Annotated in this window: 19 protein-coding genes; 9 read left to right on the top strand and 10 right to left on the bottom strand. The window is 68.9% G+C overall.

Annotation, left to right across the window (positions count from 1 at the left end; translation table 11 throughout):
- Positions 1–65: 65 nt before the first annotated feature.
- The 4 genes from AC731_RS01950 to AC731_RS01935 all read right to left on the bottom strand — a co-directional run bounded on the left by AC731_RS01950 (position 66) and on the right by AC731_RS01935 (position 4,791).
- Positions 66–737, bottom strand: a complete 672-nt coding sequence (locus AC731_RS01950) for a LutC/YkgG family protein (protein ID WP_048708924.1) — start codon at positions 735–737, stop codon at positions 66–68.
- Positions 738–2,177 (bottom strand): LutB/LldF family L-lactate oxidation iron-sulfur protein, encoded by a 1,440-nt coding sequence (locus AC731_RS01945; RefSeq protein WP_048708922.1) that lies wholly within the window; start codon positions 2,175–2,177, stop codon positions 738–740.
- A 1-nt stretch (position 2,178) separates the two neighbouring features.
- On the bottom strand, positions 2,179–2,994 hold the full coding sequence (locus tag AC731_RS01940) for a (Fe-S)-binding protein (protein ID WP_004252954.1): 816 nt from the start codon (positions 2,992–2,994) through the stop codon (positions 2,179–2,181).
- Between the two features lie 99 nt (positions 2,995–3,093).
- Positions 3,094–4,791: an L-lactate permease gene (locus AC731_RS01935; protein ID WP_048708920.1), complete on the bottom strand. Its 1,698-nt coding sequence runs from the start codon at positions 4,789–4,791 to the stop codon at positions 3,094–3,096.
- A 360-nt stretch (positions 4,792–5,151) separates the two neighbouring features.
- Between AC731_RS01935 and AC731_RS01930 the strand changes: the two genes are divergently transcribed.
- A complete protein-coding gene (locus tag AC731_RS01930) occupies positions 5,152–5,925 on the top strand; it encodes a GntR family transcriptional regulator (RefSeq protein ID WP_004252950.1) in 774 nt (257 codons plus the stop codon).
- Between the two features lie 93 nt (positions 5,926–6,018).
- Here AC731_RS01930 and AC731_RS01925 read toward each other — a convergent pair whose 3' ends face one another.
- From AC731_RS01925 to AC731_RS01905, 5 genes are all read right to left on the bottom strand, one after another.
- Positions 6,019–7,212 carry a lytic murein transglycosylase gene (locus AC731_RS01925; protein ID WP_048708919.1) on the bottom strand — a complete coding sequence of 398 codons (1,194 nt, stop codon included), beginning with the start codon at positions 7,210–7,212 and terminating at the stop codon, positions 6,019–6,021.
- Between the two features lie 229 nt (positions 7,213–7,441).
- A complete protein-coding gene (locus AC731_RS01920) occupies positions 7,442–9,439 on the bottom strand; it encodes a M1 family metallopeptidase (protein WP_048710477.1) in 1,998 nt (665 codons plus the stop codon).
- A gap of 78 nt (positions 9,440–9,517) precedes the next feature.
- A complete protein-coding gene (locus tag AC731_RS01915) occupies positions 9,518–10,738 on the bottom strand; it encodes a ChaN family lipoprotein (protein WP_053085858.1) in 1,221 nt (406 codons plus the stop codon).
- Between the two features lie 78 nt (positions 10,739–10,816).
- A complete protein-coding gene (gene ugpQ / locus AC731_RS01910; RefSeq protein WP_048708918.1) occupies positions 10,817–11,572 on the bottom strand; it encodes a glycerophosphodiester phosphodiesterase in 756 nt (251 codons plus the stop codon).
- Positions 11,573–11,606: 34 nt separating this feature from the next.
- Positions 11,607–13,010 carry an NYN domain-containing protein gene (locus AC731_RS01905; protein WP_048708916.1) on the bottom strand — a complete coding sequence of 468 codons (1,404 nt, stop codon included), beginning with the start codon at positions 13,008–13,010 and terminating at the stop codon, positions 11,607–11,609.
- A 144-nt stretch (positions 13,011–13,154) separates the two neighbouring features.
- Between AC731_RS01905 and AC731_RS01900 the strand changes: the two genes are divergently transcribed.
- Both AC731_RS01900 and AC731_RS01895 read left to right on the top strand, forming a co-directional pair.
- Positions 13,155–13,682 carry a superoxide dismutase family protein gene (locus AC731_RS01900; protein ID WP_048708914.1) on the top strand — a complete coding sequence of 176 codons (528 nt, stop codon included), beginning with the start codon at positions 13,155–13,157 and terminating at the stop codon, positions 13,680–13,682.
- Positions 13,683–13,686: 4 nt separating this feature from the next.
- Positions 13,687–14,256, top strand: a complete 570-nt coding sequence (locus AC731_RS01895; protein WP_048708913.1) for a hypothetical protein — start codon at positions 13,687–13,689, stop codon at positions 14,254–14,256.
- Here AC731_RS01895 and AC731_RS01890 read toward each other — a convergent pair.
- Positions 14,158–15,402, bottom strand: coding sequence for a glycosyltransferase (locus AC731_RS01890; protein ID WP_048708911.1), 1,245 nt, complete (start codon positions 15,400–15,402; stop codon positions 14,158–14,160). The two genes, AC731_RS01895 and AC731_RS01890, sit on opposite strands and share 99 nt — an antisense overlap.
- Positions 15,403–15,658: 256 nt before the next feature.
- Here AC731_RS01890 and AC731_RS01885 point away from each other — a divergent pair, with 256 nt between their 5' ends.
- The 6 genes from AC731_RS01885 to AC731_RS01860 are packed head-to-tail and all read left to right on the top strand — an operon-like array spanning position 15,659 to position 21,453.
- The gene (locus AC731_RS01885; protein ID WP_048708909.1) at positions 15,659–16,468 is read left to right on the top strand and encodes a DeoR/GlpR family DNA-binding transcription regulator; all 810 of its coding nucleotides are present in this window, start codon (positions 15,659–15,661) and stop codon (positions 16,466–16,468) included.
- The gene (locus tag AC731_RS01880) at positions 16,465–17,484 is read left to right on the top strand and encodes an ABC transporter ATP-binding protein (protein ID WP_048708908.1); all 1,020 of its coding nucleotides are present in this window, start codon (positions 16,465–16,467) and stop codon (positions 17,482–17,484) included. The genes AC731_RS01885 and AC731_RS01880 overlap by 4 nt, the downstream gene beginning before the upstream one ends.
- Positions 17,485–17,543: 59 nt before the next feature.
- Complete coding sequence (locus AC731_RS01875; RefSeq protein ID WP_048708906.1) at positions 17,544–18,836, top strand: ABC transporter substrate-binding protein; 1,293 nt, start codon at positions 17,544–17,546, stop codon at positions 18,834–18,836.
- 28 nt (positions 18,837–18,864) lie between these two features.
- A complete protein-coding gene (locus AC731_RS01870) occupies positions 18,865–19,761 on the top strand; it encodes a carbohydrate ABC transporter permease (RefSeq protein WP_048708905.1) in 897 nt (298 codons plus the stop codon).
- On the top strand, positions 19,758–20,642 hold the full coding sequence (locus AC731_RS01865) for a carbohydrate ABC transporter permease (RefSeq protein WP_205626620.1): 885 nt from the start codon (positions 19,758–19,760) through the stop codon (positions 20,640–20,642). Before AC731_RS01870 ends, AC731_RS01865 begins: the two co-directional genes overlap by 4 nt.
- A 25-nt stretch (positions 20,643–20,667) precedes the next feature.
- Positions 20,668–21,453 carry an HAD family hydrolase gene (locus tag AC731_RS01860; protein WP_082794225.1) on the top strand — a complete coding sequence of 262 codons (786 nt, stop codon included), beginning with the start codon at positions 20,668–20,670 and terminating at the stop codon, positions 21,451–21,453.
- Positions 21,454–21,458 lie beyond the last annotated feature (5 nt).

Here is a 21,458-nt window from a genome sequence, read left to right as displayed (position 1 = left end):
GAAGCGCGCGATTCTAGCGAAAGTCCTCGATCAACGTCGTGTCGCTTGCAGCGCCGCCCCCCTGATCAGGCGTCCTGCAGGATCAGGACCAGCAATTCCTTCGGTCCATGCGCACCATAGGCCAGCGTCTGCTGGATATCGGCGGTCTTCGACGGCCCCGAGACCAGCAGCGCGTTGGTCGGCAGCCCGCCCGCCCAGCCTTGCGTGTGCATGGCCTCGAACAGATTGTCGAATACCTCGCTCGCCTTCAGCAGCGCGATGTGCAGGGGCGGCACCAGGCTCATCAGGCGCGGCTCCTGCGCCGTCGGCCACACGATGAGGCTGCCGGTCGCGGCAATGCCGCCCAGCGTCCCGGTCAGACTCGCCGGTGTATGGAAGAAGAGTTCGTCCTTCCAGTCCTCGACCGGGCGGTCATAGGCCTTCAAGCGCAATGAACTCCCGTTCAGCGCGAGGTAGCCCGCGAATTGCTGCCCATGCGCAGTGGCCGGCGACACCAGCAACTCGTCGATGCCGCGCTCGACCAGCGCTGCCAGCGCCAGTGCAGGCCAGTCGGCAGCGGTCGTCAGCCGCGTCTCGCCATGCACGCTTTCCAGCACTTCGCGCAGTCGGTCGAGTCGCTTCTCCGGCGCATAGCGCCAGGGCACGGTGACGAGCGCCTCATCGTAGTCGTCGGCAACCGCTGTCGTGCCCTCGAGGCTGCCGCGCAGCTTGGCGAGGATGCGTTCCTTGGCGCTCATTCATTCGTCTCCCAGGTGGTCGCGCGCGAGTTCGTGCAGGCTGCGCGCGGCCGGCTTCGGCGGCGCATGGTGTTCAGTCCAGGGACCGATGTTGGAAGGCATCAGCCCGCGCAGGCGGGTGCCGGCAAAACGGGCAACGCGATACAGGCCGGGCGAGGTGTTCACCGCCTTCCACGCCTTCCAGATCATCCTTTCCTTTGCCGAATACTTGGCGCCCTGCCCGCGCATGTGATGCGGCCCTTCGTCGGGCGCGCGTACCGCCTCCTCCCGCAGCCGGCGCAGCAGGGCGGGAATCGGAATCTTCACCGGGCATACCTCGCCACAGGCGCCACACATCGACGAAGCGGTCGGCAGGTCGCGCGTCTTGTCCAGGCCCAGCATGTGCGGCGTGACGATCTTGCCGATCGGGCCGGGATAGACAGTGCCGTAGGCGTGACCACCGATGCGCGTATACACCGGGCAGTGGTTCATGCACGCGCCGCAGCGGATGCAGTTCAGCGTCTGGCGCAGTTCGCCGTCGGCGAAGGCCTGGCTGCGACCGTTGTCGAGCAGCACCAGGTGTACTTCGCGCGGGCCGTCGAGCTCATCGGCCTTGCGCGGGCCCGAGATCATGTTGACGTAGGTGGTGATCGGCTGGCCGGTCGCCGAGCGGGTCAGCAGCGACAGCAGCGGAATGACGTCGCGCAGGTTCTCGACCACCTTCTCGATGCCGGTGACCGCGATGTGCACCGGCGGCACCGTCGTCGACATGCGGCCGTTGCCCTCGTTCTCGACCAGCAGCAGCGTGCCCGTCTCGGCAATGGCGAAGTTAACGCCCGACACACCGATATCGGCCTCGAAGAACTTGCGCCGCAGCGTCTCGCGCCCGATCTGGATCAGCCGATCGACGTCCTCGGTGTAATCGACCTCCAGCTTGTCGTGGAACAGCGAGGCCACCTGCCCGGCGTTGAGGTGAATCGCCGGCATGATGATGTGGGACGGCTTCTCCTCGCGCAGCTGCACGATGAACTCGCCCATGTCCGACTCGAGGCAATCGACGCCGCGGTCGCCGAGGAAATGGTTCATCTCCATTTCCTCGCTGACCATCGACTTGCCCTTGATGACCTTCTTCGCCTCATGCGCCTGCACGATCGAATGCACGATCGCGTTGGCCTCCTCGACCGTCTCCGCCCAGTGCACCTTCACGCCGTTGCGCGTCAGGTTGGCCTCGAGGCGCTCGAGCAGGTCGGGCAGCTTCGACAGCGCCCGCGCCCGGACGCGGTTGCCGAACGCGCGCAGGCGCTCCAGCTCATCGGCATCCGGGAACTGGGCCAGGCGCTTGGCCATCAGGAAATCCATCGCACCACGGAAGTTGCGGCGCAACTGGCCATCGCCCAGCGCCTCGCGCGCGTTGCGCTTGAACTCGATCGGTACGCCGGGCAGGTCGGCAAGATTGCTCATGTCACTTTCCTCCGGTGCGACGCAGCAGGAAGCTGGCGAGATGCTCGCCGCGCAGCGACTCGCCCTGCTTCTCGAAGGCGCCGTTGATGTTCAGCAGGCAACCGCAGTCGGCGCTGACCACCTCGGCCGCCCCCGACCCCTTCAGCGCCGCAGTCTTGTCCTTGACCATCGCACCCGAGATGTCCGGCATGCGCACGCTGAAGGCGCCGCCAAAGCCGCAGCATTCGCTCTCGTGGTCGTGGTCGAGGCGCTCCACCCCCTGCAACTGTGCGAGCAGCGCACGACCATGGACATGGGTGTTCATCTCGCGCCGTGCCGAACACGAGGTATGCAGCGCCACCTTCACCGGCGCCCCGGTGTCGGCAAGCTTCACGCGGCACACCTCCAGCAGGAACTCGGCCAGCTCAAAGGTGCGCGCGGCCAGCGACTCGACCTGCTTCAGCGTGCCGGGCTCGTCCTTGAACAGCTCGAAATAGTGGTGACGGAACATCCCGGCACAGGAGCCGGACGGCACCACCACCGGCCACTCGCCCGCGAACAGCGCCAGTTGCGCCCGTGCCACCTCGCGTGCCTCTTCCGTATAGCCCGAGGTGTAGGCCGGCTGGCCGCAACAGCTCTGCGCCTGCGGGAAGTGAACCTTGATGCCCTCGCGCTCGAGCAGGCGGATCGCGTCCATGCCGGCGTCGGGAAAGAACAGGTCGAGTACGCAGGTGCCGAACAGGAAGACGTCGCTCGGCTTGGCGGGGTAGCTGCGCGGCGCCTGCAGCGGCGGCGCCACGCGGGTGGCGTTCGGTGCGGCAGCGGTTTGATGGCTCATGCGGAGTGCCTCCGTGAATGACTTCTCGATTGTGCGGCAGCCGCGGCGGATGCGCGACTGCTGATAACGCTAATACCCGGGATCATCCCGGTCCGGCGCTCAACCCGCGACCAGCGGGTCGGAGACGCCCAGCACATAGAGGGCGACCATCGCGATGATGCCGGTCATCAGCACGTAGTACACCGTCGGCCAGAAGGTCTTGCGCAGGATCGCGCCTTCGCGTCCCAGCAGGCCGACGGTGGCCGATGCCGCCACGACGTTGTGGATGGCCACCATGTTGCCGGCGGCGGCGCCGATCGCCTGGATCGCCACGATCAGCGCGCCGGAGATGCCGAGCGTGCTCGCCACGCCGAACTGGAACTGGCTCAGCATCATGTTGCTGACGGTGTTCGAGCCGGCGATGAAGGCGCCCAGCGCCCCGACCGAGGGCGCCAGCAGCGGATAGACCGTGCCAACGCTGTCCGCCACCCACTGCGCCATCGCGATCGGCATGCTTGGCAGGCCGGCCGCGTTGACGCCCGAGTTGATCAGGATGCGCACCATCGGCACGGTGAACAACAGTACGAAGCCCGCGCCCAGCAGCACACGCGAGGACTCGCCCACGGCCTTCACCAGCGAGCGCGCATGCATGCGGTGCAGGAAGACGGTGACCAGCACCACTGCAACCAGGATGCCGCCCGGCAGATAGAGCGGCTGAAAATCGGCCTTCATGCCCTTTTCGCCCAGGATGTCGGAGAAGACGATGACCACCGACTTCATCGCCCCGCCGATCTCGGGGAACACGCGGCTCAACACCAGCAGCGCACCGACCAGCACATAGGGCAACCAGGCACGGAATACGCTGATCGGCTGGTGATGCGGCAACTGGTCGAGTTTCATCTCGAGACTGCCCATCCACTCGCTCGGCCAGTCCTTCGCATCGGCAAAATCCCAGGTCTTCTTCGGCACCAGGAAACCGGCACGCGCCGCCGAAGTCACGATCGCCAGGCCGACGAGACCGCCGAGCAACGAGGGGAATTCGGGACCGAGGAAGACCCCGGTGAAGGCATAGGGCACGGTAAAGGCGAGACCGGCGAACAGCGCGAACGGCAGCACCTCCAGCCCGGCCTTCCAGCTCTTCTCGCGGCCGAAGAAGCGGGTCAGCATCATCACCATGATCAAGGGCATCACCGTACCGACGAGCGCATGGATGATCGCCACGTTGCTGGTGATCTGCTGCAGGAAGAGCTCCCAGCTCGATCCCCGTCCGGCAAGCTGGGCGCCGATCGCGGCCGTGTCCAGCCCGCTGTTGACGCCGATGATGATCGGTGTGCCCACCGCACCAAAGGACACCGGCGTGCTTTGCACCAGCATGCCCAGCAGCACCGCCGCCAGCGCCGGAAAGCCGATGGCCACGAGCAGTGGCGCGGCGATGGCCGCCGGCGTGCCGAAGCCCGAGGCGCCCTCGATGAAACAGCCGAACAGCCAGGCGATGATGATGGCCTGGATGCGGCGGTCGGGGCTGATGGTGGCAAAGCCGGCGCGGATCGCCGTGATGCCGCCGGAGTACTTCAGCGTGTTCAGCAGCAGGATGGCGCCGAAGATGATCCACAGCACCCCGATGGTGATGACCAGGCCCTGCAGGGTCGAGGCGAGCACGCGGTTCAGGCTCATGTCCCAGACGAACAGGCCGATGCCCGCCGTCAGCAGATAGACAAGCGGCATCGCCCGCTTGGCCGGCCAGCGCAGGCCGACCAGCAGCAGCGCTGCGAGCAGGATGGGAGAGAAGGCGAATAAGGCGAGGGTTCCGGCTTGCATCGATGTCGCTCCGTCAGACTCGCGCCGCGCGCACCAGAGGATGCGCGCGCATCCCGATTCCGTTGAGCCGCATCTTCATCGACCTACTCCCTCAGAGGTTTCCATGTGGAAAAATTGGTCAATTGGTCTTACCATTTGACCAACTGTTGCGCTAGAGTAGGCGACTGAATTCAAAGAGTCAATCGAGGAAATCAGCAAATTGGATGAGAAGATAAGGCCGGATTCCGCCGAACGCCCGTGCCGCCGTCGATCGGGAAACAGCGCCCGATTCGGCACCATCGCGACAACCAGAAACATGCACGATCGTCTTGCGTTCGGCGCCACGACGCCGACCATCGCCAACCTGCAAGGAGCGTCCACATGAAGGCACCCTCGCTGCAACAGCGAAGACTGTCGGACGACATCGTCGAACGCATCGAAACCCTGATCCTGGAAGGCACGTTGAAACCGGGCGAACGGCTGCCGGCCGAACGCACGCTGGCAGAGGAGTTCGGCGTGTCGCGCCCCTCGCTGCGGGAGGCCTTGCAGAAGCTGGTAGCACGCGGCTTGCTGCTGAGCCGCCAGGGTGGCGGCACCTTCGTCAGCGCCGAGATCGGTTCATCCTTCCGCGACCCGCTGCTCGCCCTGCTCGAGAACAATCCCGAAGCCCAGCGCGACCTGCTCGAGTTCCGCCATACGCTGGAAGGCTCCTGCGCCTACTACGCCGCCCTGCGCGCGACCGCGCCGGACCGCGAGCGTCTCACCGCAGCCTTCGACCGCGTCGTGGACTGTCATGCACGTCCGCCGGGCAAGGTCACGCGCGCCGAGGAAGGCGCTGCCGACGCGCACTTCCACCTTGCCATTGCCGAGGCCAGCCACAACGCCGTGCTGCTGCACACCATCCGCAGCCTGTTCCAGTTGCTCGAGCGCAGTGTGGTGACCAACATCGGTGGCATGTATCCGCAAGGCAGCGACGTGCGCGACGCGCTGATGGACCAGCACCGCGAACTCTACCGGGCGATCATGGACGGCCGCGCCGACGATGCGCGTGCGCTGTCGAGCCGCCACCTGCTCTACGTGCAGGACGTGCTGGCTGAAGCACAGGATGCGGTGCGCCGGGCCGAGCGGGCCAGCCGCCGACGCGCCCCGGCCTGAAGGCGGTGACAGCCGCCCTGCAGGACACGCTGACCCGTGCGCCCTGCAGGGTGAAAAAACCCGAGAAATACGTGCTGGCCAGCGCCGGGCGGCTTACTTCCGGACTGCGGCGCGCAAGGCGTTGAGCGCCTTCTGCCCGGCCCGCCCATCGGGCTCGAGGCCCAGCTCGACCTGCACGGCCTTGAGCGCCTCGCGCGTGCGGCTGCCGATCATGCCGTCCGCTTCGCCGATGTCGTGGCCGCGCGCGATCAGCAGTGTCTGCAGTTCCCGCCGCTCGACGCGCGACAGGCCCGGATCATCCGTCGGCCAGGCGGTCGCGAAGGCGCCGCCGCCCCGCAATCGGTCGGACAGATGGGCGATGGCCAGTGCGTAGCTTTCAGCCGCGTTGTACGAATACAGCGCATCGAAGTTGCGCGTGACGAGGAAGGCCGGTCCGCCCGCACCGGCCGGCAGCAACAGGCCTGCCGGCGTCGCCCCTGGCGGCAGCGCCCCGCCATCGACACGTTTCACGCCGCGCGCCACCCACTGCTGCATCGGCTGCTTGTTGCGCCGGCCGGCGTCCGAGGTGTCGAAACCCGCCGGCAGGGAAACCTCGAAGCCCCAGGGCAGCGCGCTGTTCCAGCCCGCGCGCTTGAGGAAATTCGCCGTCGAGGCCAGCGCGTCCGGCACGCTGTCGACCAGGTCGCGACGGCCGTCGCCGTCGAAATCCACGGCCAGGCGCATGAAGGTCGAGGGCATGAACTGCGTGTGGCCGAAGGCGCCCGCCCACGAGCCGGTCAGGCGCTCGGGCGCGACGTGACCTTCCTGGACGATCTTCAGCGTGGTGAAGAATTCACCGCGGAAGAAGGGCTGGCGCCGCCCGAAGCAGGACAGCGTCGACAGCGAGGTGAGCAGCGGACGCGAGCCGAAGTTGCGCCCGAAGTTGCTCTCCACGCCCCACACCGCGACCACGGTCGCCGGATCGACCCCGTATTCGGCTTCGCCCCGCGCGAGGACGTCCTGCCACTGCGCCAGCATCGCCCGCCCGTCGGCGACGCGTTCCGCATCGACCAGGCCGGCCAGGTAGTCCCAGATCGGGGTGACGAACTCGGGCTGGGCGTCGAGGAAACCGACGACCGCCATGTCGGGCGCCAGCGCAGCCGTGTGCTGATCGAAGGTCGCCGTCGTCACGCCCTTCGACGCGGCTTCGGCGCGCAGCTCGCGCAGGCAGCTCGCGAAGGCCTCTTCGGAAGCCAGCGACTGCGAGGCGAAGGCAGACAGGCCGGACAACGCGCCTGCCAGCAGCATGGCACGCAAAGGCCTGCGGGTTGGAGGCGCCGTCAGGGGCGTGCGGAATGCAGCGGGAAAAGGGCAAGAATGCAGTGTCGTGTTCATGGGCTGAATTCTAATCGCGACAGCTGCGGCCCTCGCACTCAGGCACATTTCGAAACGACCTGCTTCTCTGGACCACGCCTCGCTGGGCCACCCTCACCTCAGCACCGTGCGGCCGGCTGACCGGCCGCATCGGTGCGGCGCATCAGTCACGCCGAACCGGCACCGCCGTGCCCGGCGCGTCCCACACCCCTCGGTCGACGACCCGCCCCGCCTCCGCCACCAGCCAGCTCTGCCCGCCGTAATGCGGCAGCGGGCGCTGGAGCGCAGCCAGCTCTGCGGCGTCCCGTGCCGACGCCACGGCCAGGGTCGTCCCGGCTTCGGTGCGCAGCGTCCAGACCTGGGCACCACCGCGCAGGCCCGGCGTCGGCGGACGCGGCGGCAGGCCGGCGCCGGCCAGCGCGGCATCGACGGCCGCATGCGTACCGACGAGCAGCGTCCCGTCCGCCGGCGTCTTCAGCGCGTCACGCCCGGCCCAGCGTGCAGGACGCTCGAACAGGCGCTCGGCCAGCCCCTGGGCCGCATCGCGCACTGCCCCATCGCCCTCGTTCGCGACCACCAGCCGCGGCGCCGGCGCGAGCATCCACTGCCGGAGGATGGGCGGCAGCTGCGCCGCCTCCGGCCGCCGCCAGACCCGCAGTTCGGGATCGAGACGGACGGCCCGCGGCACGCGCGCCACCGGCAACTCGACCGTCTCCTGCGCACGGGACGCAGTGATCCAGCGCGTTTCGACGCCATCGTCGGCCTCCAGGCGGACGGGTAGGTTCAGCACATGCGTCGGCCCGGACTGGCGCACGCTGAGTTGCAGCCTGCCCTCTCCGCCCGCCGCTACGAATCGCGCCTGCTCGATCGTCACCGCCGCGCCGCCGGGCACCGTCAGCCACTGGCGGAAGAAGTCGTCCAGCGCACGATCCGAGGCCTGCTCGAACGCCGCCTGCAACTGTGCCCAGCCGGCGATGCGGAAGTGGTTCTGCGCCCAGAACAGGCGGATACCCTCGTCGAAGGCCTCGGCACCGATCAGGTCGCGCAGCATCACGAACACCATCGACGCCTTGCCGTAGCCCACGGCCGCAGCCGCGCCGTGGGTGCGCGAGCGGAAGCTCGCCAGCGGCTGGTGCGCATCGGCCGGCAGCGCGGCGAAATCGCGCAGCCAGCCCAGCCGCATCTCGCGCGCCGCCGCGTCGGATTGCGCTTCCTTGTAGGCGTAGTCGGCCATGAAGGTCGTCAGCCCCTCGGACCAGTTGCCGCGCGCGTAGTCGACCAGCACGCCGTTGCCCCACCAGTTGTGCAGCACCTCGTGGCCGAGCGAGGTGGCGCGGATGAAGGGCAGGCGCAGCACCTGCTCGCCGAGGTAGGTCAGCGTCGGCATGCCGAAACCGGTGGGCAGCGGGCTGGCGACCACCGAGAACTCGGTGAAGGGGTAGGCGCCGATGCGCTCGCTGTAGTGCGCGATGTAGCGGGCACTGTCGCGCAGGTAGGCATCCGCCAGGTCCGGCTCCGCATCCAGCGCGGGCGGGAAATAGGTGCGCAGGCGCAGCGGCTCGGCGCCTGCGCGCGCCACGACCTGTTCGCGCACGACCCACGGCCCGGCCATCAGGTCGATACCGTCCGCGGCATGGGGGAACTCGAAACGCGCGCGGTAGGTGCCCCCTTCCTGTCCATTGGGCGGCGGGACCGTCTCCTCGACCAACCGCCCGGGCACGACCACGCGCTGTCCGCCGGGCACGCGGACGTCGACGCGGTAAGCGAAGGTGTCGGCCGGCCGCGGATACCACGCGCCGCCTGCGGGCAGGTAGCTGCCCGTCTCCGCGGCCATCGGCGGCAGGCCCTGCAGCACCTCGCGATGGTCGAGCCGCGCATCCAGCGCCGGCAGGGTGCCGCCATAGCGCAGGCGCAGCGTGCCATCGGCCGGCAGCCGGATGCGCCACGCCTTCAGGGCATCGCGCGCGCCGCCACCGGCCCGCTCGACGCGCATCGGCTTGCCATCGACCTCCGCCGACAGGATGCTCAGGCTCGAATGCAGCAGGAAGCGGAAGTCGCGCTCGGTCGGATGCAGTGCCGCATCGACCTGCAGGCTGCGCCGCGCCGGGTCAAGGTCGACCTCGAGCGATATCGGCCATGTGTCGGCAAGCGCCGGGCGCATCACCCCCAGCAGCAGGACCGCGGCGATTAGACCGCGGGAGAAGCCACGGAGGACGTCACGCACGACAGCGTCCGCCACTCACTTGCGCGCCGGGAAGCGCACGACGAAATCGAGTGTCTCCTTGTCGCGCCGGAGCTTCAGCGGCAGCCAGGTACCCGGCGGCTGTTCCCGCACCAGTGCCGCGAGCGCACCCGAGCGCTTGAGCGGTGCGCCGGCCGCATCGACGATGATGTCGCCGGCACGCAGGCCGGTATGCGCGGCAAGGCTGCCGGCGGTGACCTCGACGATGCGCACGCCGTCGCGATGGTCTTCCATGCTGATCCCCAGCCTGGGCGGCGGGGCTGGCGAGCGCACCGGCTCCGGCACCGCGAATACCGCATCTGCCAGCCCGGCGACGACCTCCGCGCAGGCGGTCGATGCAGCCAGCGGCAGCAGTTGTCCGACTTCGGTCGTACCCAGCGCCTTGAGCTGATGCGCGACGCCGTGGCCGAAGCGCACATGGCCGCTACCCATGATGCCGACCGCCAGCGGCGCACGCCCTTGCGCGCTGCTCGCCTTGTCGCGCGCCGCCACCAGCGCCTCAGCCATGGCCCGGTCCCAGGCCAGTTGTGATTCCACGAAGTTGCGGAAGGTAGGCTCGTCGCGCGACGCCTCCTTGTCGCCACGGCCACGCATGCGCGCATGCTCGCGGTGGACGCCGAACAGGAAGTCCACATAGGCCGAAGGCGGCTCTGCAGCCCGCCCCACCCCCTCGCGTTCCGCCTCGGGCACGCCGTCCCAGCCACGCGTGGCGATGCTGCGCGTCAGGCCCTGCTCGACATTGAGCGCCACCATCGGCACGCGGTTCAGGCGCGCGAAGTGGAACAGGGGCAGGTATAGCTCGGCGGGCATGCTCCACACCTTGTCCCACTCCGCCTGATCCAGGAACTGGCGCTCGGACAGTTCGCCCGCCACCCATCGATCCAGCACCGGCTGCACGCGGCGCGGGAACATCTCGAAGCCGATTACCATGTCCGGGCGCTGCGCGTGCAGCGCTGCAAGCATCTGCAGCTGCCAGCGGTGATGGTCGGCGTCGTCGTGCTGTTCGCCGAGCAGGACCACCTCGCGCTTCGCCATCGACGCCACCAGCGGCGCAACTGGCGCTCCCGGCCGCACGCCGTCGGCATCGAGTGCAGTCCAGGCGCCGGGCTGCAGGCAGGCGGGCCCGTCATCGGCCGCAAAGCTGGGGGCCGCAGGCAGCACCGCAATGAGGAGCGCAATGCGGAGGTGGCGGGAGAAAAGCAATCGGGCAACGTTCATGACCTGCGTCTCGACGGAACAATGAGTGCGTAGAACACGGCTGCCATGGCGAGTTCCGGCATCGCTCCGCGGCCCTGGTCAGCTTGCCGGATCGAAGTGATCCACACGGTCGGTGATCAGGCCGTGCACCCCGATCTGCCGCAGGCGCCACGCCTCGGCATCGTCGTTGACCGTGTAGGCGAGCACCGCGAGCCCTGCCGAACGCAGCCAGGCTTCGAAGCGCGCAGTGATCAGCGCGTGGTGGGCGACGACCGCAACGCAGCCCAGCCCCAGGGCGAGGTCAACGCAGTCGGGCTCGAGCCGCTCGATCAACAGCGCGCGCGGCAACGCTGGCGCACCTTCTTGTGCACCGCGCAGGGCTTCGATGCGAAAGGAGCTCAGCAACGGCGGCAGTCGGCCGCGCCAGTCGCGCTCCAGCGTCCGGGCGACGACGACGCCGGTCTCGAATTCGGTGCCCGGCGTCGGCTTGAGTTCGACGTTCAGCGCGCAGTCCTGCGCCTCGCAGAAGGACAGCACCGCCTGCAGGCTCGCCAGCGGCTCGCCGCGGAAGCCCGGCGAATGCCAACTGCCGGCATCGAGCCGCGACAGCGCCGGCCAGTCCAGGCCGGCGACCCCCCCCTTGCCGTCGGTGGTGCGATCCAGCACATCGTCGTGCAGCAGGAAGGGCACGCCATCGGCGCTCAGGCGGACATCGCATTCGAACATGCGATAGCCGTGGGCATGGCCGAGGCGAAAAGCCGCCAGCGTGTTCTCCGGCGCGAACAGGCCCGCCCCGCGATGGGCGATCCATCGCGGGTAAGGCCAGGTCGCGGCATCGATCGGCAGTTGCATCATGTCGCGCTCGAGACGGGTGGCGTGACGTGCGACCTCAGTGGCCTTCGCCCGCGCCCTCCGCCGGCTTGCGGGTGCGGCGGCGGGTGGCCGGCTTGTGCGGTTTGGGGGTCTCGGCCTCGGCAGCCGGTGCTTCGGAGGCCTTGGCCGGCACTGCGGCCGGTGGCGGCTCGACCGCAGCCGGGGTGGCGGCGGCCTTGCCGCTGCGCTGGCTGGCGCGCGCACGTCCGCTGGACGGCTTGCGCGCGCGGCTCGCCGGCTTCGCCTCGGTTTCGACGGGCCCACTGGCCGTCGGCTCCGCCGCCTTGCGCACGACGGCCTCGCCTTCGACGGCAGTGGGGGCTGCAGCCAGCAGCGCCTCGACCTCGGCCACCGACGACGGAGCGGGCTCCGGCGCCACGGCAGGCTCGGTCACGGGCCGCAGTTCCTCAGCCGAAATCTCGACCGCGCCCCTGCCCTTGCGCCCGCCCGCCGCTCGCCCATCTCCACTCTTGCGCCCAGCCGCGCCACGGGCTGCGCGGGTCGGCTCGGCGGCGGGCGCCTCGGCCGCCGGCGTTTCGGCTGCCCTGGTTTCTGCCACCCTGGCTTCAGCTTCGGCTGGCACCACGTTCAGCGCGGGCTCGGCCGAGGGGCGATAGACATATGTGCCCGATTTCTCGTCGCGCCCCACCGCCAGCAGGCCGCGCGACTGCGCCTCGTCGAGCAGATTGCCGAAGGCGCGGAAGCCGAAGTAGCTCTCGTTGAAATCCGGCTTGCGACGCTTGATCGCTTCCTTGAGCATCGAGGCCCAGATCTTGCCGCTGTCGCCGCGCTCGGCCATCAGCGCGTCGAATGTCTCGACCGCGATCTCGATCGCCTGGCCGCGACGCGCCTCGAGCTCCTCCTTGCGCCGCTTTTCCTCTTCCGGCGAACGCTTCGTCGCGGGCTGGGCGTCGCGCGCGTCACGCCGCGCTGAACGCTGGCTGTCACGCACCAGGTCGTCGTAGAAGATGAACTCGTCGCAGTTGGCGATGAGCAGATCCGAAGTCGATTGCTTCACGCCGACGCCGATGACCTGCTTGGCGTTCTCGCGCAGCTTGGACACCAGCGGCGAGAAGTCCGAATCACCGCTGATGATGACGAAGGTGTCGACATGCGACTTGGTGTAGCACAGGTCCAGCGCATCGACGACGAGGCGGATGTCGGCCGAATTCTTGCCCGACTGGCGCACGTGGGGGATCTCGATCAACTCGAAGTTGGCCTCGTGCATGGACGCCTTGAAGCTCTTGTAGCGGTCCCAGTCGCAATAGGCCTTCTTGACCACGATGCTGCCCTTGAGCAGCAGGCGTTCGAGCACGCGCTTGATGTCGAACTTCTCGTAGTTGGCGTCGCGCACGCCAAGGGCCACGTTCTCGAAGTCGCAAAAGAGCGCCATGCTGATGCTGTCGGCGGAGGACGCCATGTTCTTCTCCCTGGATGTTGGGCGCGATGTTACGGCCTGTGGCCGACCCGCGCCACCCAAGCCTGCGTTGCGTGGGCGCCGGCTTTACCTGTCCGGAATGCTGACTATCATCATAGTTTCCCCCACAACAACGAGAGACCGATCATGAACCTGCCCCGCCTCCTTGCCACCTGCGCCCTGCTGACCCTGGCAACGGCCAGCCATGCCACCGAGCGCGCCGGCGCCTCCATCATCGACCGCCAGGGCCAGACCGTCGGCACGGCGACCCTCGTCGAAGGCCCGCAAGGCGTGATGATCCACCTGACGGCCAAGGGCCTTCCGCCCGGTCCCAAGGCCATCCACATCCATAGCGTGGGCACCTGCGACGACGCGGACAAGGGCTTCGTCGCCTCGAAGGGTCACCTCAACCCGGATGGCCGCAAGCACGGCCTGATGAACCCGGAAGGGCCGGACGCGGGCGACCTGCCCAACCTCTTCGTGCATGCGGACGGCAGTGTCGAGGCCGAGCTGTACACCCCGCTCACCAGCCTCGACGGCCGCGGCGGACGCGCGAAGATCCTTGACGAGGACGGCGCGGCGCTGGTGATCCACGAGAACCGCGACGACCACGCGACACAGCCGATCGGCGGGGCCGGCGCGCGTGTCTTCTGCGGCGTGATCAAGGGCGACTGAGGCGATGCGGCTCAGGCGCGCGCTGCTCGCGCTGCTGCTGACGGCACCGCTCACTGCGCTGCCCTCGGCGCAGCGCGCACCGCCTCCGACCGCTCAGGGCCAGCCCGTGCAGTTGGCCCCAGACGGCGTCGGTCCGGTGACGCTGGGCCGCGACGTGCATGACGCGGCCCGCATCGCGGCAACGCTGGATCCTGCGGCGGCAGCGGTGGGGCCTGGATGCGACGCACGTCCGCAGTTCGGGCTGCAGGTCGGTCTGCCGGAGGCGCTGGGGCGCGCGCCGGCCAGCGTGATGGCCATGGCCGGTGCCGATGGCCGCATCGAGGAGATCGTGCTCCAGCCCGCGCACGGCAAGCTGCGCACGTCGAGCAGCACAGCCTGCCGCGATGCCGCCGAGGCCTTCGCCACGCGCCTGACAGGCGCCCTCGCGGCGTTCAGCGCCGAACCGATGCGGGCGGGCCCGATGACCGACGAGCACTCACTGCGATTCGCGGGCGGCGCCCGCGTGTCCGCGCGCTGGTTCCGCGGCGGCGGCGACTGCGACGTCGCCCTGCATTTCGGCGCGCCGAACGGCTGAGGCGCGCTGCAGCAGACCGGTGTAGAGCTGCGCCATGCGTTGCGCCATCGCGGTGTCCGACCAGTGCTGCGCGTACTTCCGCGCTTCGGCGCCCAGGGCGCGCAGGCGCGGCTCGTCCGCCACCAGGCTGGCCAGTTCGGCGCCGAACAGCGCTGGGTCGGCGGGCGGCGACACGCTACCGCGTCCGGGCTGGAGAATGTCGATGGTGCCCATCTCCGCCAGCGCCAGGACCGGCACGCCCGCCGCCATCGCCTCGAGCAGGACCAGCCCCTGGGTCTCGGTGCGGGACGCGAAGACGAAGACGTCGGCCGCCGCGTAGCACGACGGCAAGGCCTCGCCACGGTCGAGATAGCCGATGAAACGCACCGCGGCGTCCAGTCCCTCACGACGCACGCGGCGGCGCAGATCTTCCAGCGCCGGCCCCTCGCCCGCGATCAGCAACAGCAGATCGGGACGCGTGCACAGGGCGTGGCGCAGTGCATCGAGCAGGAAACCGATGTTCTTCTCGTGCGCGACGCGACCGACGAAGAGCGCCACCGGCTGATCCGCGGCAATCTCGTGCTCCATGCGAAAGCGCGCGCGATCGCCGCCTCCGAGCGCAGCCAGCGGAATCCCGGTGGGCAGCACGTGCATCGGAGCCTCGACGCCGTAGCCGGCGAGACGCTCGCGCATCGCGGTCGACGGCACCACCACCACATCGAGCGCATTGCACTGGCGCCGCGACCAGGCGCGTGCCTGGCCTCTGAGCCAGCCCGCAGGCAGGAAGGGGGCGTAATGCTGCAGGTATTCCTCGAACAGCGTGTGGTAGGTCGCCAGCACCGGCCGATCCAGCTTGCGCGCAGCCGCAAGCCCGGCGTAGTGCGCGACGAAGGGCGTCTGGACGTGGATGAGGTCGCAGTCCCGCGCGGCGTGCAGCACCGCCGCGTGCATCGCCCGCCAGCCCACCAGCCTGTCCTCGCGGTCGCCGGGCACCGGAACGCCGCGCACCCGGACCACCCCATTCTCCGGCGCGTCTTCACCGTATGCCGGCACCACCAGACGCACCTCGACACCATAGGCCGCCAGCGTTCGGCGAAAGGTTTCGATGGAAGTCGAGACCCCGTTCACGCGGGGGAAATACACGTCGGAAACCATCAGCACACGCATGGACGCCCCTCCTGGGTCGATTAGGCGGCGCATCCCGTTCATGGCGGACCGCTCGCCCCGCTGGCAGTCGCGGCCTGCGCCGCACCTGCCCGGACACCACAGGCTAGGTGACGCACATGAAGCCCGCGTGACGGCGTCCGGCAGCACACCGCAGCGTCTCCACCCGCGGTTTCACACTGCGATCACATTCGTGCAAACGAACGGCAACACGCGCCCTTCAGGATTCGAATGAAAACCGACTCCATTCGAATCAGCGATGATCCCACCCACCCTTGATGCCCGCGAACGCCAGATCCTCGAGCAGGTCCTGCGCAGCGGCTTCGCCGGCATCGACGATCTGGCGCAACGCTTCGACGTCACCCCGCAGACCATCCGGCGCGGCGTCAACCGCCTGTGCGAACAAGGCCTGCTGCGGCGCGTGCATGGCGGCGTCGACTCGCCCCGCCACGGCAACCTGCCCTACCCGCGCCGCCAGATCCTCAACCTCGACGCCAAGCGCCGCATCGCCAATGCGGTGGCGGCCTTCATCCCGGATGGCGCCAGCGTGTCGATCGGCATCGGCACCACGCCGGCCCAGGTCGCGGTGGCACTGCGTGCCCACACTCGCCTGCGCGTGATCACCAACAGCCTCAACGTCGCCACCGCGCTCGGCGGCAACCCGGGCATCGAGGTGACGATCGCCGGCGGCCCCTTGCGCCCGACCGACCTCGACGTCGTTGGCAGCGGCGCGGTGAGCTGCTTCTCGGCCTTCAAGACCGACTTCGCGGTGTTCGGCGTCGGCGGCATCGACCGTGACGGCACGCTGCTCGACTTCGATGTGGCCGAAGTCGCCACCCGCCAGGCCATGGCGGACAACTGCCGCACCAGCCTGCTCGTGGCCGACGCCAGCAAATTCGGTCGCCCCGCGATTGCCCGCGGCGGCCCGCTCGGCGATGCCGACCACCTTTTCATCGACGCACCGGTCCCGGCCGACTACCTCGGCGCACTCGATGCCGACCGGCCCCGCGTGCACGTCGCGGCCAGTGCCGAGACCCCCGCCCGTCAAACCGGAGAAAGCTGCTCATGAGCGACGTTCATCTGAACGCGGTCGTCAAGAACTGGGGCACGACGCGCGCCGTCGATCGCGTCAGCCTGCACGTCAATTCGGGCGAACTCGTCGCCCTGCTCGGGCCTTCGGGCTGCGGCAAGTCGACGACGCTGCGCCTGATCGCCGGCCTCGAGGGCGCCGACGAGGGCGAGATCCACATCGGCGGACGCGACGTCACCCGCCTGCCGCCGGCCCAGCGCGGCGTGGCCATGGTGTTCCAGTCCTACGCGCTGTTCCCGCACCTCACGGTCGCCGAGAACATCGTGTTCGGGCTGCAGGTCCGGCGCGTGCCGGTGGCCGAGCGCAAGCGCCGGCTCGACGCCGCCGCCGAACTGCTGGGCTTGGGCGCGCTGCTCGACCGCCGGCCGGCCCAGCTGTCGGGCGGCCAGCGGCAGCGCGTGGCGCTCGGGCGCGCGATCGTCGCCGAGGCGGCGGTGTGCCTGATGGACGAACCGCTGTCGAACCTCGACGCCCAGCTCCGCCAGCAGATGCGGCAGGAGATCCGCGCGCTGCAGCAGCGCCTGGGCATGACCCTGATCTACGTCACGCACGACCAGACCGAAGCCATGACCATGGCCGACAAGGTCGTGCTGATGCGCGCCGGCCGCATCGAGCAGCACGGCAGCCCGGCCGAACTCTACGAGCGCCCGGCCAGCACCTTCGTCGCCGGCTTCATCGGCTGCCCGGCGATGAACCTGCTGCCCGCCGCCGCCGCGCGCGCCGGCGATCCGGCGGACTCGATCCTGATCGGCGTGCGCCCCGAGCACATCACCCTGTGCGAACCCGGGCGCGGACTGCCTGCGCAGCTCGAAACTATCGAGTACCTCGGCGCCGAATCCATGCTGATCTGCCGCCACGACGACGCGCACCGCATCACCGTGCGCATGCCCGGCCGCGTCACCGCCGGCATCGGCGAACGCGTCGGCCTCGTCTGGCCGACCGATGCCGAACACCGCTTCGCCCGCGACCACGGGCGCCGCGTGGCAGGCACATGAACGCGCGCGCCCTTCCTCCCGACTTCCCCTCCCGTTCCATCCACCAGGAGCTTCCCCGCATGAGAAAGCTGTTCTCCGGACTCAACCAGATCGCTGCCGGCCTCGGCATCGCCCTCAGTGTCGCGGCCACCCCGGCCGTGGCGACCGATCTCACCTTCTTCTACCCGGTCGCGGTTGGCGGGCCAGTCACGAAGATCGTCGACGACATGGCCGCCGCGTTCGAGAAGGAACACCCCGGCATACGCGTCAAGCCGGTGTATTCCGGCAGCTATCAGGACACCATCACCAAGGTGCTGACCGCGAGCAAGGGCGGCGATGCGCCGCACGTCTCGGTCCTGCTGTCGACCGACATGTACACCCTGATCGACGAAGACGCCATCGTGCCCTTCGACGAACTCGCCCGCAGCGACGAGGACCGCGCCTGGATGCAGGGCTTCTTCCCTGGCTTCATGAAGAACAGCCAGACCGGCGGCAAGACCTGGGGCATTCCCTTCCAGCGCTCCACCGTGGTGATGTACTGGAACAAGGACCTGTTCAAGGCCGCCGGTCTCGATCCGGAGCGTCCGCCGCAAACCTGGCAGGAACTCGTCGACTACGGCCGGAAGCTGACCCAGCGCGACGCCAGCGGCAAGGTCACCACCTGGGGCGTGCAGGTGCCCTCCTCCGGCTTCCCCTACTGGCTGTTCCAGACCTTCACCACGCAGGCCGGCGTCGAGCTGATGAACACCGCGGGCACCGAAACCTACTTCGACAAGCCCGAGGTCATCGAAGCGCTGCAGTACTGGGTCGACCTGTCGCGCAAGCACGGCGTGCATCCGCAGGGCGTGGTCGAGTGGGGCACGACGCCGAAGGACTTCTTCGAGCGCAAGGCCGCGATCATTTACACCACCACCGGCAACCTCACCAACATCCGCAACAACGCAGGCTTCGACTTCGGCGTGGCGATGCTGCCCGCGGGCAAGCAGCGTGGAACGCCCACCGGCGGCGGCAACTTCCATGTCTTCAAGCGCGCCACGGCCGAGGAACGCGAAGCCGCGATGAAGTTCGTCAAGTGGATGACCGCGCCGCAGCGCGCCGCCGAATGGGCGATTGCCACCGGCTACGTGGCGGTGTCGCCGGCGGCCTGGGAAACCGACACGATGAAGAAGTACGTGGCGGACTTCCCCGCGCCCACGGTCGCGCGCGACCAGCTGCAGTACGCGGTGGCGGAGCTGTCGACGCACGAGAACCAGCGTGTGACGAAGGCGCTCAACGACGGTCTGCAGGCCGCGCTGACCGGCACCAAGACCCCGGCCCAGGCCATGCAGGACGCCCAGCGCGAAGCCGAGCGCATCCTGCGCCCCTACCGCTGACGCGAAGCCGCCCGCGGAGCCCGCAAGCATGACTGCACACCCCCTCGGCAACGGCGGCCGCCTGGCCGCGATACACGGCTGGCTGCTGCTGTTGCCGGCGGCGGTGCTGCTCGCCGCCTTCACCCACTACCCGGCCGTCGCCACCTTCTGGCACAGCCTGTTCACCACCCCGCGCGGCAACCGTCCGGCGCGCTTCATCGGCGCCGACCACTACCGCGACCTGCTGGCCGACCCGATCTTCTGGACGGCGCTGCAGAACAACCTGGTGTTCGCCGCCGGCACCATCCTGCCCTCGATCGCGCTCGCCATGGCGATGGCGCTGTGGGTCAATGCGCGCATCGCCGGCCGCGGCCTGCTGCGCCTGGCCTATTTCACCCCCACGGTGCTGCCGATGATCGCCGTGGCCAACATCTGGCTGTTCTTCTACACGCCCGACTACGGTCTGTTCGACCAGCTGCGCGGCCTGTTCGGCCTGCCGGCGGTCAACTGGCTCGGCAGCGGCGACACCGCGCTGGGCGCGGTGATCGTGGTCACGGTGTGGAAGGAAGCCGGCTTCTTCATGATCTTCTACCTCGCCGCGTTGCAGCAGATCCCGCCCGAACTGGGCGAGGCCGCGCAGCTCGAAGGCGCCAGCCGCTGGCAGCGTTTCTGGCGCGTGACCTTCCCGCTGCTGATGCCGACCACGCTGTTCGTGCTGATCAACGCCACCATCAACGCCTTCCGCCTCGTCGACCATCTGTTCGTGCTGACGCGCGGCGGCCCGGACAACGCCACGTCGCTGCTGCTCTATTACATCTACGAGGTCGGCTTCAAGTTCTGGGACCAGGGCTATGCCGCCGCGCTGACGATGGTGCTGCTGTCGCTGCTCGCAACGGTGGCGCTGCTCAAGTTCTTCTGGCTGGAACGCAAGGTGCACTATCAATGAGCGAATCCGCCCAACTCACCCGCGCCCTCGTGCGCCCCATCGCCTCGCCGGCCCCATCGGGCCTGCTTGCCGACGGCCGCATCGACCGCATGCTGAACACCACCGGCGCCTGGGCGCTGGGCCTGCTGTGGCTGGCCCCCCTGTTGTACGCCGTGTGGACGGCCTTCCATCCCGGCGCCTACTCGACGCGCTTCGATCTCCTCGCGCCGCTGACACTGGAGAACTTCCGCGCCGCCTGGGCGGCTGCCCCCTTTCCGCGCTACTTCCTCAACACCAGCATCCTGGTCGCCACCATCCTCGCCGGCCAGCTCGTGCTGGGCACGCTGGCGGCGTATGCCTTCGCCCGCTTCAGCTTCCCCGGGCGCGACATCGCCTTCGCGCTGGTGCTGATCCAGCTGATGATCATGCCCGACGTGCTGGTGGTGGAGAACTACCGCAGCATCCACGCGCTCGGCCTGGTCGACACGATCCCGGCGATGGCGCTGCCCTACATGGCCTCGGCCTTCGGCATCTTCCTGCTGCGCCAGACCTTCAAGACGATCCCGCGCGAACTGGAAGAAGCCGCGCGCATCGAGGGCTGCGGCACGCTCGGCATCCTGTGGCGGGTGTATGTGCCGCTGGCCAAACCCACCTACCTCGCCTACGCGCTGGTGTCGATGAGCCATCACTGGAACAATTTCCTGTGGCCGCTGATCGTCACCAACACCGTCGAAACGCGCCCGCTCACCGTCGGCCTGGCGGTCTTCGCCGGCACCGACCAGGGCATCGACTGGGCGATCATCACTGCCGCCACGCTGCTGGCCTCCAGCCCGCTGCTCATCGCCTTCCTGCTGTTCCAACGCCAGTTCGTGCAGAGCTTCCTGCGCGCAGGCATCCGTTGACCTGCCACATCCCGCCACGCCCTTCATGCCCAGCCCCGAAACCCCTTCCCCCTCGATCGCGCTCTTCGACCTCGACCACACCCTGCTCGCCGGCGACTCCAACGAACTCTGGCTGGGCTTCCTCGCCGATCGCGGCCTGATCGACGCCGCCGCGGTCCTGGCCCGCCAGGCGCACTACCTGGCCGACTACACGGCAGGACGGCTCGACATCCTCGCCTACCTCGAATTCCAGCTCGAGCCTCTCGTTGGCCGCAGCCTGGAATCGCTGCAGCCGCTGCGCGAGGCCTTCGCCGCCACCCAGCTCGCGCCGCACATCGCACCGGGTGCCGCTTCACTGATCGCGCACCACCGTGCGCAAGGACAGCGCTGCGCCATCGTCTCGGCCACGCATCGCTTCCTCGCCGAACCGAGCGCGCGCCTGCTCGGCATCGACAGCCTGATCTGTACCGAAGCCGAAGTGGTCGACGGCCGCTTCACCGGCCGCATCGACGGCGAGCCCTGCTTTCGCGAGCGCAAGATCGGACACGTGCACCGCTGGCTGGCGACACTCGGTCTCGATCCCGCAAACACGCTTTCGCACGCCTGGTTCTACTCCGACTCCGCCAACGACCTGCCCCTGCTCGAGGCCGTGGGCCGTCCGGTGGCGGTGGATGCCGATGCGAGACTAACCGATGTCGCACGCGAACGCGGCTGGCCGCAGCTCTCTCTCGGCGGCGAGGCGGCGTCAACGCCCTCCTCGTTCGCGGCGTCCGCCAAGCGGGCCGGCGGCAGCGCCCTGCCTCGTGGGACGGCGCCGGCCATCAGCCGTTGATCGGA

Origin of the sequence: Thauera humireducens, assembly GCF_001051995.2 — a bacterium.
Taxonomy (GTDB): Bacteria; Pseudomonadota; Gammaproteobacteria; order Burkholderiales; family Rhodocyclaceae; genus Thauera; species Thauera humireducens.
This window is presented reverse-complemented; position numbering and strand designations above follow the sequence as displayed.

Coding starts and splice junctions, on each gene's coding strand:
- AC731_RS01935 (WP_048708920.1), bottom strand. CDS start 4,791: ATGCAAGCCGGAACCCTCGCCTTATTCGCCTTCTCTCCCATCCTGCTC.
- AC731_RS01940 (WP_004252954.1), bottom strand. CDS start 2,994: ATGAGCCATCAAACCGCTGCCGCACCGAACGCCACCCGCGTGGCGCCG.
- AC731_RS01920 (WP_048710477.1), bottom strand. CDS start 9,439: ATGCGCCCGGCGCTTGCCGACACATGGCCGATATCGCTCGAGGTCGAC.
- AC731_RS01870 (WP_048708905.1), top strand. CDS start 18,865: ATGACTGCACACCCCCTCGGCAACGGCGGCCGCCTGGCCGCGATACAC.
- AC731_RS01925 (WP_048708919.1), bottom strand. CDS start 7,212: ATGCTGCTGGCAGGCGCGTTGTCCGGCCTGTCTGCCTTCGCCTCGCAG.
- AC731_RS01900 (WP_048708914.1), top strand. CDS start 13,155: ATGAACCTGCCCCGCCTCCTTGCCACCTGCGCCCTGCTGACCCTGGCA.
- AC731_RS01860 (WP_082794225.1), top strand. CDS start 20,668: ATGCCCAGCCCCGAAACCCCTTCCCCCTCGATCGCGCTCTTCGACCTC.
- AC731_RS01880 (WP_048708908.1), top strand. CDS start 16,465: ATGAGCGACGTTCATCTGAACGCGGTCGTCAAGAACTGGGGCACGACG.
- AC731_RS01905 (WP_048708916.1), bottom strand. CDS start 13,010: ATGGCGTCCTCCGCCGACAGCATCAGCATGGCGCTCTTTTGCGACTTC.
- AC731_RS01945 (WP_048708922.1), bottom strand. CDS start 2,177: ATGAGCAATCTTGCCGACCTGCCCGGCGTACCGATCGAGTTCAAGCGC.
- AC731_RS01915 (WP_053085858.1), bottom strand. CDS start 10,738: ATGAACGTTGCCCGATTGCTTTTCTCCCGCCACCTCCGCATTGCGCTC.
- ugpQ (WP_048708918.1), bottom strand. CDS start 11,572: ATGATGCAACTGCCGATCGATGCCGCGACCTGGCCTTACCCGCGATGG.
- AC731_RS01865 (WP_205626620.1), top strand. CDS start 19,758: ATGAGCGAATCCGCCCAACTCACCCGCGCCCTCGTGCGCCCCATCGCC.
- AC731_RS01950 (WP_048708924.1), bottom strand. CDS start 737: ATGAGCGCCAAGGAACGCATCCTCGCCAAGCTGCGCGGCAGCCTCGAG.
- AC731_RS01890 (WP_048708911.1), bottom strand. CDS start 15,402: ATGCGTGTGCTGATGGTTTCCGACGTGTATTTCCCCCGCGTGAACGGG.
- AC731_RS01885 (WP_048708909.1), top strand. CDS start 15,659: ATGATCCCACCCACCCTTGATGCCCGCGAACGCCAGATCCTCGAGCAG.
- AC731_RS01930 (WP_004252950.1), top strand. CDS start 5,152: ATGAAGGCACCCTCGCTGCAACAGCGAAGACTGTCGGACGACATCGTC.
- AC731_RS01875 (WP_048708906.1), top strand. CDS start 17,544: ATGAGAAAGCTGTTCTCCGGACTCAACCAGATCGCTGCCGGCCTCGGC.
- AC731_RS01895 (WP_048708913.1), top strand. CDS start 13,687: ATGCGGCTCAGGCGCGCGCTGCTCGCGCTGCTGCTGACGGCACCGCTC.